Genomic DNA, 12,422 nt, shown 5'->3' with positions numbered 1-12,422 from the left:
GCCTAGAGTCACGCCATGGTCCAGCTCCCAACCGATCCGACCCTCGACGAGTTGCGTGACGCGCTCGCTCCCCTGATCGCCCGCCACGCGGCCTTCGATGGCTGGACGCTTGAGGCGCTCGCGGCGGCTGCCGAAGAGGCTGGAGTCGATCCGAAAATCGCGGCACTCGCTTATCCAGGCGGTGCGGTGAACATGATCGACGCATGGTTCGGTTCGATCGACTTGGGCATGCTGGCGGCATGGCCCGCCGAAACGCTCGGCACGCTGAAGATCCGCGCGCGCATCCAGTCGCTGGTCGAGGCACGGATCGCGTTGCTGGCGCCGCATCGCGAAGCACTGCGCCGCGCGCTGGCAGTCCTTGCGCTGCCCACCAATGCCCCGCGCGCGGCGAGGCTGGGGTGGCGTGCTGCCGACGCGATCTGGCGCGCTGCCGGGGATGCAGCGACCGATTACAATCATTACACCAAGCGCGCGATGCTGCTGGGCGTCTATGCCTCGACGATGCTGGTGCTGGTCGATGATGAAAGCGAGGATCTGGCCGATACGCACGCCTTCCTCGGCCGGCGGATCGACGATGTGATGCGCATCGAAAAGACAAAGGCGGGGTTCAAGGCCCGCTCAGAGCATCGGCTCAGCCTGACCCGCTTCATCGGGCGGCTGCGTTACCCGGCGCTCTGAAGGCGGCCTTCTTCGCTGCGGTCAGCGGCTCGCCGTCTTCGCCGGCTTCGCATAGGGCACGAAATCGCCGAGGCCGACGAAGCCGGTCTGCATCCGCGCATTGACGTCGAACAGCTGGATCGTGTCGATATTGCAGAGCTGCGTCGAGAAGGTCTTGGTCACCAGCACGTCGTTCTGGTCGAGCGACGCCGCACCGATCTTCGGGCGGTTGACGTAGAGCGTGTTGCCGTTGGCGCGATAGACGATCGCGGTGCCGTCGTAGATCGTGCTCGAACGAATATCGCGCAGGTTGATGCAGCGTACTGGTTTGCCGGGGGTGCGGCCTTCCAGCGCCTGGGCGAGCTTGGTTTCGCCGCGCGCGCTGGCTTTCGGGCTCGCCGCCATCGTGGGGATCGCCGCCAGAAGCGCCGCGCCGGCGAGAATGTAAGACGCGAATCGCATGATGATATCCTCGATTGTTGCCGGCACCCTAACATGGCCAACTGAACCGCCGATGAGTGGCCGACCATTGCCGCCCCACGCAGCATAGACGGTATGGCATGGCATTTTCCGCACCGTCGGCCGGCGCGCCCGGGTTGCGCCCCGGAGGCGATCATGCCACCAGCCTCCCTATGGCGAACTTGACCTCAAAAGCGGGGGGACTTGATCGCGGGCGTGTCGAGGCGGTGGCCATGACCGGGGTGGGAACGGGGCATGGCTGATATCGCGACCGACGCAGAGGATTATGCGCGTGCGCTTGAACAGTGCGCCAGCGAACCGATCCGCATACCCGGCAGCATCCAGCCCCAAGGCACGCTGCTCGTACTCGATCCCGGAACCCTGGTCGTGCAGCAGGCGGCGGTGGGCAAGGCCGCGCCTTTCGCTGCCAACCCCCTCGGACGCAGCCTCGCCGAACTGCTGCCGGACGATTCGGTGCGGCTTGGCGACGGGCTTTCCGCCCTGCCTGCGCAGGGCACTGTCCATCTCGGCACGGTCGGCACCGACGACCGCTATCATTGCATCGCACATTGTTCGGATGGCGCCTATGTCGTCGAGTTCGAACCGGTGGCAGCGGGCGAGCCGGCATCTTTCGGCGATCTCCATCCCGTCGTCCGACAGGTACTCGACCTCGTCCAGCATGCCGAGACGATCGAGGATCTGGCGGCGCTCGCCGCGCGCGAGGTGCGGCGGCTGACCGGACTCGATCGGGTACTTGTCTATGCCTTCGATCCCGACTGGCATGGTGCGGTCGTCGCCGAGGACGGCAACGATCGACTGCCCTCCTATCTGGGGCTGCGCTTCCCGGCCGCCGACATCCCTGCGCAGGCGCGAGAACTCTATCGCCTCAACCGCCTGCGGCTGATCGCTGACGCCAATTATCAGCCGATACCGATCGAACCGACGGCCAATCCCGGCACCGGGCAGCCGATTGACCTCGGCCATGCGGTGCTGCGCAGCGTATCGCCCGTCCATCTCGAATATATGCGCAACATGGGCACGATGGCCTCGATGTCGATCTCGCTACTCAGCGGTGATCGGCTGTGGGGATTGATTTCGTGCCACCATCGCGATCCGGTGCGGATCGGCTATCCGGTCCGCGTCGCGTGCGATCTGATCGGGCAGATCCTGTCGATGCAGCTCGCCGCCAAGCAGGCGACGATGCTGGCCAGCCGGCGCGACGCGCTGGAACAGGTGCAGCGCCGCCTGCTGGCGCGAATGGCAAGCGCCGAGCATTTCATCAAGGGGCTGATCGAACATCCGGCGGATCTGCTCGCGCTCACCGGTGCGCATGGCGCGGCGGTGGTGTTCGGTGAGGAATGCGTGTTGCTGGGCGAAGCGCCGGATGAGGATGCGATCCGTTCGCTCGTGCGCTGGCTGGCGACCGGCCAACGGCAGGACGTGTTCGTCAGCGACAATCTTGCGGCAGTGTATCCCGGTGCCGAAACGATCAAGGATGAGGCCAGCGGCCTGCTCGCCGTTTCTATCTCGCAGCTTCATGACAGCTATGTGCTGTGGTTCCGGCCCGAGGTGATCCGGACGATCAACTGGGGCGGCGATCCGCGCAAGACCGCGCAACCACCCACGGCGGAGCGACTGCACCCGCGCACCTCTTTCGCCGCCTGGCAGGAAACCGTGCGGCTGCGGGCGCAGCCCTGGCACGAGGCGGAGGTTGAGGCGGCTTCGCATCTGCGCGCCGCGATCGTCGATATCGTGCTGCGCAAGGCGGAGGAACTGGCGGCGCTTTCGGAGCGGCTGGTGGCGATCAACAAGGAACTCGAATCCTTTTCCTATTCGGTCAGCCATGATCTGCGCGCGCCGTTCCGCCACATCGTAGGCTACGCCCAACTGCTGAAGAAGCGCGAAGCCGATGCGCTGTCCGAAACCGGCAACCGCTATATCGAGACGATCGTCGAATCCGCGATCTCGGCGGGTAAGCTGGTCGACGATCTTCTGAGCTTCTCACAGATGGGCCGCGCGACCCTCTCGCCGATCCATGTCGATATGAATGCGCTGGTCGCCGAGGTCGTCCGCACACTTGTGCGGGAGGGCAGCAGCCATCGGATCGAATGGCACATAGACGCGTTGCCGCCGGCGGAGGCCGACCCGGTAATGATCCGTCTGGTGCTGCAGAACCTGATCGAGAATGCGATCAAATTCTCGCGGGAGCGTGAGCCGGCGGTCATCAGTATCGCCGAAGCTCCTGCGGAGAATGGACTCAACGCCTATCGGGTTACGGACAATGGCGTTGGCTTCGACATGGCTTATGTCGGCAAGCTATTCGGCGTCTTCCAGCGACTCCACCGGGTGGAGGAGTTCGAGGGTACCGGGATCGGTCTTGCCAATGTGAAGCGCATCATCGAGCGCCACGGCGGCACGGTCTGGGCCGAAGCCACCCTCAACGAGGGCGCAACCTTCCACTTCACATTGCCGGGGGGCAGGAAAAGATGACTGATCTCAAACCGATCCTGCTGGTCGAGGACAATCCCAAGGATGTCGAGCTGACCTTGGCAGCGCTGGAACAATGCCAGCTCGCCAATGGGGTTATCGTGGTGCGCGATGGCGCCGAGGCGTTGGACTATCTGTCAGGCGCAGGCCGCTTCGAGGGGCGGAACAGCGGCAGCCCGGCAGTGGTGCTGCTCGACCTCAAGCTACCCAAGATAGACGGGCTCGAAGTGCTGGAGCGGATCAAGAATGATCCAAAGCTGCGCCACACGCCGGTTGTGATGCTCACCTCCTCGCGGGAGGAGCGCGATCTCGTCCGCAGCTACAGCCTCGGCGTCAACGCGTTCGTGGTGAAGCCGGTGGGCTTCGAACAATTCTTCGAGGCGGTCCGCGACCTCGGCATGTTCTGGGCGGTGCTCAACGAGCCGCCGCCGGCGCGGCAGACCCCCGGCGCCTGAGATGGCCGACGGCGCGGGCGCGACACCCCTGAAAGACATTGCAATCCTCCATCTGGAGGACAGCGCGCTCGATGCGGAACTCGTCGCGGAGCATCTTCGCGCAGACGGCATCGACGCTGCGATCGAGCGGGTCTGGTCGCGCGAGGCCTATGTCGGTGCGCTCGCCGCGCGCCCGTTCGCATTGATCCTCGCTGACCACCAACTGCCTGAATTCGATGGCGATTCGGCGCTGGCGATCGCGCGCGAGACGGTACCGGCAACGCCCTTCATCTTCGTATCCGGCACACTGGGCGAGGATGTGGCGGTCGAATCACTGAAGCATGGTGCAACCGACTATGTCGTGAAGCAGCGGCTGGAACGGCTGCCGCGCGTGGTGCGTCGCGCACTCGCCGAGGCGGCCCAGCGCGCCGAGAATGCGCGGGTCGAGCGCGACCTGCGCGAGGGCGAGGCGCGGCTGCGCGCGCTGACCGACCAGTTGCCCGGCGGCATGGTCTATCAGTTGGCCACGACCCGCGACGGTGGCACCCGCCGCTTCCTTCATCTCTCCAACAGCTATGAGCGGATGACGGGCGTGCCGGTGGCGGATGTGCTGGCCGATCCTTCTGTCGCCTATAACCGCATCCTGCCCGAAGACCGGGCGATCTTCGCCGCCGCCGAGGAAGAGGCGATCGCGACGCTCAGCCCGTTCGACGTGCAGGCGCGCTTCGTCCGCACCGATGGCGCGGTTGGCTGGTATCGCACGATCTCGGCACCCCGCGTCCAGCCCGACGGATCGCTGGTGTGGGATGGCATCCAGATCGACATCAGCGATCACAAGCGCATTGAGGCAGCACTCGCCACGCGCGAGGCGCGCCTGCGCTTTGCGCTGCGGGCGGGGCGGCTGGCGGAGGCAGCTTTCCGCATCGACAGCGAGGATTTCAGCCACTCGGAGGAGTTTCCCCCGCTGTTCGGCTATCCCGCCGGCACGCACATGACGCTGGACCAGGTCCGCGCCGGCTACCATCCCGAGGATGTCGAGCGGGTCATGGCGGAACGCGCCGCGATCCTCGACAACGGGCAACGCTTCTTCGAGGTCGAACATCGCGTCGTCTGGCCGGATGGCAGCGTCCATTGGCTCTATGGCCGTGGCGAGGTGGAGCGCGACGACGCGGGCAGGCCGATAGCGCTCGCCGCAGTCTATCTCGACAATAGTGAGAAGAAGGCGGTCGAACAGGCGCTACGCACCGTCAACGAGCGGCTGGAACAGCTCGTGGCCGATCGCACCGCGGCGCTTGCCGCCAGCGAGGCGCGGCTCCGTTCGATCCTCGCCACGAGCTATCAATATCAGGGGCTGCTCGCGCTGGACGGCACCGTGCTCTTTTCCAACGACACGGCCCTTTCGGCGATCGGTCTGCCCGCCGATGCGGTGGTCGATCTCCCTTTCTGGGAGACCCCCTGGTTTACCGGCACTGAAGGCATGCCTGCGATCGTCCGTGCCATGGTGCAGGAAGCGGCGCTGGGTGTGGCAGGGCGTCGTGAACTGCGCCTCAACCTCGCGGCGGGATGGCGCTGGCTCGATTTTTCGATGCGGCCGATCCGCGGCCCCGATGGCACCGTGACCGGCATCGTTCCCGAGGCGGTCGACATCACCGAGCGCCGACAAGCCGAAGAGGCGCTGCGCCAGAGCCAGAAGCTCGAGGCGATCGGCCAGCTGACCGGCGGCGTCGCGCATGACTTCAACAATCTGCTGACGCCTATTATCGGCAGTCTCGATCTGATGCACCGGCAGAAGCTGGGCGGCGAACGCCACCGCCGCCTGATCGAAGGCGCGCTGCAATCCGCCGAGCGGGCGCGCACCTTGGTTCAGCGGCTGCTCGCCTTCGCGCGGCGCCAGCCGTTGCAGCCGGTGCCGGTCGATCTCGACACCCTGATCCGTGACATGGCGGGGCTGATCCAAAGCACGACCGGCCCGCGCATCGCGGTGACGGTGGAGATCGCGCCCGAGCTGCCGCCAGCACTCGCCGACGCCAACCAGCTCGAAATGGCGATCCTCAACCTCGCCGTGAATGCGCGCGACGCGATGCCCGATGGCGGCCGGCTGACGATCGCCGCGGATGCCATGGCGGTGGACGGCGAGGCGCCGGCGGGGCTGGCGCCGGGCCGCTACGTTCGCGTGTCGGTGGCGGATACCGGCCATGGCATGGATGCCGAGACGCTGGCGCGCGCGATCGAACCTTTCTTCTCGACGAAGGGCGTCGGCAAGGGCACCGGCCTTGGCCTCTCGATGGTCCATGGCCTCGCCTCGCAACTCGGCGGAGCGTTGAAGATCATGAGCAAACCGGGGCAGGGCACCGATGCCACGCTGTGGCTGCCGGTCAGCGTGCGGCCAGTCGAGCAGCCGGGCGAACCGGAGCCGCCCGCCCCCACGCCGGGTGCCGGCCGCGCGCTCGTCGTAGATGATGAGGCGCTGGTGCGGGCGACCACCAGCGACATGCTCACCGACCTCGGCTACGCCGTGACCGAAGCCGAATCCGCAGAGGCGGCGCTGGTGTTGCTCGATGGCGAAGCCGGTGGCGACAATGGCGGTTTCGATCTGCTGGTGACCGATCATCTGATGACGGGCATGTCCGGCACCGAACTGGCGCGTATCGTCGCGCAGCGTTGGCCGGCGATGCGGGTGCTGCTCGTCTCCGGCTATGCCGACGCTGACGACCTCGATGGCGCGCTGCCGACGCTCAGCAAGCCCTTCCGCCATGCGCAGCTGGCCGCCTCGCTGGAGGATCTGCGGGGGGCATAGGAACCCGCGCGGCCATTGGGCGTTGTGCAGCGATGCGACGCTGCGGGGGCGTGCAGCGCGGAAGGCGTGGTTGATGGTTATGGGGGCTGACCAGCCGGCGCTGCGTTTCCTTGCCGGCGGCGGCGTGCTGGGCGATCGGATCGCCGCGTTCGACTGGTCGGCGACGGTGCTGGGGCCCATCGAAGCATGGCCTGCCAGCCTCTGCCAGACCGTTGGATTGATGCTGCGCAGCCGGGTGCCGATGGTGCTGTTATGGGGCGCCGAAGGCATCATGATCTACAATGATGCCTATGCCGATTTCGCCGGCGGCCGTGATGCCAACTTGCTGGGTGCCGAGGTGCGCAGCGGCTGGCAGGAGGTCGCCGACTTCAACGATCATGTCATGAAGGTCGGTCTCGCTGGCGGCACGCTCAGCTACAAGAATCAGCAGCTCACCCTCGATCGCAGCGGACGCCCCGAACAAGTTTGGATGAACCTCGATTATTCGCCGGTGCCCGGCGATGACGGCAGGCCTGCGGGCGTCATCGCGATCGTGGTCGAGACCACCGAAACCCACCATGCGCAGCGCGCGCTGGAGGCGAGCGAGACGCGGCTGCGCTTCCTCGATGAGCTTGGCAAGGCGGTGTCCGGGACGCGCGACGCCGATGCGATCCTGGCGATCGCCACGCGGATGACGGGCGAGCATCTCGGCGTGTCGGTTTGCGCTTATGCCGACATGGATGAGGATGAGGATGGCTTCACCATCCGTGGCGACTGGCATGCGGCCGAAACCCGCTCGATCGTCGGGCGGTATCGGCTCGCCGATTTCGGGACGCTTGCGGTGGCGGAACTCGGCGCCGGGCGGCCGCTGATCGTGAACGACAATCGCCGCGAGCTCGCGGCGCACGAGGCTGTGACCTTCCAGGCGATCGGGATCACCGCGACGATCTGCATGCCGCTGGTGAAGCAAGGCCGGCTGACCGCACTGATGGCGATCCATGATCGCGACGCGCGAGCGTGGAACGACTATGAACTGACGACGATCCGTGAGGTCACCGAACGCTGCTGGGCGCATGTCGAGCGCATCCGCGCCGAGGAGTTGCTGCGGGAGCGCGAAGCGCAGAACCGCCAGATCCTCGACAGCGCATCCGACTATGCGATCATCGCAACCGATCTCGACGGGCGGGTGATGCTGTGGAGCCGCGGTGCCGAGCAGATGCTCGGCTGGACCGAGGCCGACATGATCGATGTCGCAATCGAGCGCATTTCGGAGGAAAGCTGGGGGACGATGCGCGCGACCGCGCTGGCGGAGGGCTGGGCGGGCGGCGAGCAATGGCACCGCCGCCGCTCGGGCGAACGCTTCTGCGCCTATGGGGAGACGACGCCGCTGCGCAGCGACCGCGATATTGCGATCGGCTTCGTCACCATCCTTTCCGATCGCACTGACGAGCATCGCCGGCGCGCCGCACTGCGCGCGACCGAGGATCAACTCCGCCGCGCGCAGGAGGCGGGCGGCGTTGGACTGTTCTCGGTGGATATCGCCAACGATCTCGTCACCGCCACACCCGAATTCTGTCGGATCTTCGGCTTCGATCCGTGTGGACAGCTCTCAACGGCGGCGTTGGAGGCGTTGATCATCCCCGAGGATGCTTATCTCGTCTCCAACTCGACCGGGCGTCGTACGGCCACCTCGCCGCTCGACGTCGAATATCGCATCCGTCGTGCCGACGACGGCGAGATCCGCCTCGTCGCGCGCAAGGGCGAATATGAATTCGACGATGCCGGCCGTCCGGTGCGGATGGTCGGCATCGTGCAGGACATCACTGAGCGTCGCCGCATCCAGCTCGCGCTGCACCGAAGCGAGGCGGGGTTCGGCGCGCTGGCGCAGTCGATGCCCAACCAGGTGTGGACGGCGACCGCACATGGCGAACTGGACTGGTTCAACGCGCAGGTCTACGCCTATAGCGGTATCCCGGCGGGTGAGCTCGACGCCGAGCGCTGGGCCGCGCTGGTTCATCCGGAAGACCGGGAGGCGATGGACGCACGGTGGCAGGCTGCGGTCGCCGGTTCCTCGACGTTCGAGACGGAGTTTCGCGCGCGCGACGCGGCCGGTGATTATCGTTGGCATTTGTCCCGTGCGGTGCCGCTGCGTGATCCGCAGGGCATGGTGAACGGCTGGATCGGCACCAACACCGATATCCACGCCCAGAAGCTCGCCGAAGTCGCGCATGCGCAGGAGCGGGATCGGTTGTGGACCTTGAGCCAGGATCTGCTGCTGGTGTGCGATAGCGAAGGCATGATCATCGCCGTGAACCCTTCGGTTCGCCGGATGCTGGGGTGGGACGAAGCGGAACTGGCGGGCCGGACGCTTGCCGATTTCGTTCATCCCGATGATCTGTCGTCGACCGCCGCCGAACTGGCTGCGCTTGCCGGCGGCGGCACAACGCTGGCGTTCGAGAACCGCTATCGCACGCGCGACGGGGACTATCGACTGATCGCATGGACCGCGGTGCCCGACGGCAACCTCATCCACGGTGTGGGTCGTGACATCACCGATCAGCGGCAGGTGGAGGAGGCGCTGCGGCAGAGCCAGAAGATGGAAGCGGTGGGACAACTCACCGGCGGCATCGCGCATGACTTCAACAACCTGCTACAGGGCATCACCGGCAGCCTCGATCTGATGCGCAACCGCATCAGCCAGGGACGCACGGGCGATCTCGAACGCTTCCTGACCGGCGCGATGACTTCGGCGCAGCGCGCGGCAGCGCTCACCCACCGACTGCTTGCCTTTTCCCGTCGCCAGCCGCTCGATCCGCGTCCGGTGAAGGCCAATCCGCTGGTCGCATCGATGGAAGATCTGCTGCGGCGGACGCTCGGCGAGCGGATCGAACTGGAAATGGTGATGGCGGGCGGACTGTGGCTCACCCGGTGCGACGCCAACCAGCTCGAAAGCGCGATCCTGAACCTTGCGATCAATGCGCGCGATGCGATGCCCGATGGCGGGCGGCTGATCGTCGAGACCTGCAATGCGCATTTCGACAGCGCCTATGCCGCACGCCAGCGCGACGTGAAGCCTGGCCAATATGTGTGCATCTGCGTGACCGACACCGGCACCGGCATGAGCCAGGATGTGATCGCCAAGGCGTTCGAACCCTTTTTCACCACCAAGCCGATCGGCCAGGGCACCGGCCTCGGCCTCTCGATGATCTACGGTTTTGCGCGCCAGTCCGAAGGCTATGCGCGGATCTACAGCGAGGTCGGCAAGGGCACGACGGTGAAGCTTTATCTGCCGCGCTGGCGCGGCGAGGAGGAAGGCGAGGAGGCGGAGGCCGCAACTGTGGCCCCCGTCGCCGAGAGCGGCGAAACGGTGCTGGTGGTGGAGGATGAGCCGGTCGTCCGCGGCCTGATCGTCGATGTGCTGGGCGAACTCGGCTACAACGCGATCGAAGCGGGCGATGGCCCCAAGGGGCTTGAGATCCTGCAATCGCGCCGGCGGATCGATCTGCTGATCACCGATATCGGCCTGCCTGGGCTGAACGGCCGCCAGGTCGCCGATGGCGGTCGCGTGATCCGGCCGGGGCTGAAGGTGCTGTTCATGACCGGCTATGCCGAGAATGCCGCGTTGGCCTCCGGCTTTCTTGAGCCGGGGATGGCGATGGTGACCAAGCCTTTCGCGATGGACATTCTGGCCAACCGCATCCGCGAGATCATCGAGGAACGATAGGGGGCCGGCGGCTCACACCGCGCGGGGCTGCGTCTCGCCTTTGCCGTCGATCGCGATCGCCAGCGGCAACATCTCACCCTGCAGCAGCCGCGTCGCCTGGCGACGATCTAGTGCGCGCGAGAAGAGGAATCCCTGGCCATATTTGCAGCCATAGCGCTGCAGCAGCCGGCGCTGCGCCTCGGTCTCGATCCCTTCGGCGACGACGCGCAGCTTGAGTCCGTCGGCGATGGCGATCAGCCCCTGCACGATCGCCGCGCTGCCCGCATCGGTGCCGAGTTGGTGGACGAATGAGCGGTCGATCTTGATGATATCGACCGGCACCGAAAGCAGATGGGTCAGCGAGGCATAGCCGGTGCCGAAATCGTCGAGCGCGATGCGGAGGCCACGCGACTGGAGCCCTTCCAGCACCCGGCGCACGGCATCGGCGCGTCGATCCATATGCACCGTCTCGGTCACTTCGACGACGAGATGGCCCAGCGGCACGCGAGCATGCTCGAACGTGTCCGACAATGTGCGTTCGAGCAGGCCGCCGCCATGGATGTCGGCGGAGCCGACATTGATCGAGATCTGGGGATCGGCAATGCCCAGCCGCATCCAGTGGGCGATGTCACCGGCGACGATCTTGAGCATCCGCCGAGTGAGTTCGGGGGCAATGCGGGGGTGCGACATCGCCTGGTGGAAGGCAGCGGCGGGCAGCACCTCACCGGTGGGGGTGGTAAGGCGGCAGAGCGCCTCGAACGATGCCACCGCCCACGTCTCGAGGTCGACGACGGGCTGGTAATAGGCGTCGATGCGGTCCTCGTGCAGCGCGCGCTCAAGGTCATGCAGCGCGTCGGGATGACTCGCCACCGCATTGCCGAGGCTCGGCGAATAAGCGAGGTGGCCGCCGCGGCGCGACTGCTTGGCGTGATGCAGAGCGTGAGTGGCATGTTCGAACAGGATGTCGGGGCTCTTCGCCGGATCGCTGATCGCGAAGCCGATCGTAGCGCCGATCAATATGGTTTCACCCGAAAGCTCGATCGGCTCCCCGATTGCGGTCGCGATGCGGATCGAGAGGCTGGCGGGATCGCCCAGCGCGTCGCTCTCGTGCGCGATCACCGCGAACGAATCGCCGCCGGTGCGGAACGCTGAATCGGGGGTGACGGCGGCGGCGATGCGGCTGCCGACCAGCCGGATCACCGCGTCGCCCACGCCATGGCCTAAGCTGTCGTTGACGCGGCGGAAGCCATCGAGATCGATCAGCAGCAGCGCCCAGGGTGCCGCGCCTTCGCTGGCCAGCGCGGCCAGCGCCCGATCGAAGGCGGCGCGGCTGCCGAGCCCGGTCAGCGGATCGATCGTTTCCGACGCGGCCGGGCTGGTCCGGCGATGCCGCTCAATCGCGATCGCCAGCAACTGCGCGCAGGTGGCGACCACCTCTTCCTCGGTAGGGGTCGGGCCGCGGCGGGTGCGGTAATAGAAGCCGAACGCGCCCAGCGCGGCGCCGCGGCCGTCGAGGATCGGGCTCGACCAGCAACTCTGGAAACCTTCGGCGAGCACGGTGTCGCGATAGCCGATCCAGGCGGGATCGTTGGCGATGTCGGCGGAGGTGATCGCGCGGCGGTGGAAGATCGCGCTGCCGCAGGCGCCGATCTCGGGTCCGATCGCGACGCCATCGACCAGCGTGGCGACGTTTTCGGACAGCAGGCCATGCGCCAGCGGGTGCAGCCGGCCGGAAGCATCGACGGTGACGACCGAGGTGGCGATGTCGGGCAGCAGCGCTTCGATCTCGGTACACAGCCGACCAGCGGTCACCTCCAATGGATCGCCGCGCGCGACCATTTCGAGAATGATGTTCTGCAGTCGTAGCATGCGTACGTCGAACCTCGAGCAAATCCGGTCGAAGTGA

Annotated in this window: 7 protein-coding genes; 5 read left to right on the top strand and 2 right to left on the bottom strand. The window is 66.4% G+C overall.

Features of this window, described 5'->3' with window-relative positions; genetic code table 11:
* Positions 1 to 15 precede the first annotated feature (15 nt).
* Positions 16 to 678 carry a COQ9 family protein gene (locus FHS96_RS26810; protein WP_429599184.1) on the top strand — a complete coding sequence of 221 codons (663 nt, stop codon included), beginning with the start codon at positions 16 to 18 and terminating at the stop codon, positions 676 to 678.
* A 21-nt stretch (positions 679 to 699) separates the two neighbouring features.
* Here FHS96_RS26810 and FHS96_RS26805 read toward each other — a convergent pair whose 3' ends face one another.
* On the bottom strand, positions 700 to 1,119 hold the full coding sequence (locus tag FHS96_RS26805) for a hypothetical protein (protein ID WP_429599181.1): 420 nt from the start codon (positions 1,117 to 1,119) through the stop codon (positions 700 to 702).
* Positions 1,120 to 1,371: 252 nt separating this feature from the next.
* Here FHS96_RS26805 and FHS96_RS26800 point away from each other — a divergent pair, with 252 nt between their 5' ends.
* The 4 genes from FHS96_RS26800 to FHS96_RS26785 all read left to right on the top strand — a co-directional run bounded on the left by FHS96_RS26800 (position 1,372) and on the right by FHS96_RS26785 (position 10,537).
* Entirely contained in the window at positions 1,372 to 3,606 is a 2,235-nt protein-coding gene (locus tag FHS96_RS26800) for an ATP-binding protein (RefSeq protein ID WP_429599179.1), read from the top strand.
* Positions 3,603 to 4,058, top strand: a complete 456-nt coding sequence (locus tag FHS96_RS26795) for a response regulator (protein ID WP_429599176.1) — start codon at positions 3,603 to 3,605, stop codon at positions 4,056 to 4,058. Before FHS96_RS26800 ends, FHS96_RS26795 begins: the two co-directional genes overlap by 4 nt.
* 1 nt (position 4,059) lies before the next feature.
* On the top strand, positions 4,060 to 6,834 hold the full coding sequence (locus FHS96_RS26790) for a hybrid sensor histidine kinase/response regulator (RefSeq protein ID WP_429599173.1): 2,775 nt from the start codon (positions 4,060 to 4,062) through the stop codon (positions 6,832 to 6,834).
* Between the two features lie 73 nt (positions 6,835 to 6,907).
* Entirely contained in the window at positions 6,908 to 10,537 is a 3,630-nt protein-coding gene (locus tag FHS96_RS26785; protein WP_429599169.1) for a PAS domain S-box protein, read from the top strand.
* 12 nt (positions 10,538 to 10,549) lie between these two features.
* Here FHS96_RS26785 and FHS96_RS26780 read toward each other — a convergent pair whose 3' ends face one another.
* Positions 10,550 to 12,385, bottom strand: a complete 1,836-nt coding sequence (locus FHS96_RS26780) for a putative bifunctional diguanylate cyclase/phosphodiesterase (protein ID WP_429599166.1) — start codon at positions 12,383 to 12,385, stop codon at positions 10,550 to 10,552.
* Between the last annotated feature and the right edge of the window lie 37 nt (positions 12,386 to 12,422).

The organism is Sphingomonas zeicaulis, from assembly GCF_050433225.1.
Classification (GTDB): Bacteria; Pseudomonadota; Alphaproteobacteria; order Sphingomonadales; family Sphingomonadaceae; genus Sphingomonas_D; species Sphingomonas_D zeicaulis.
Note: the sequence above shows the minus strand (reverse complement) of the source record. Positions and strands in the feature narration are given on the sequence as shown.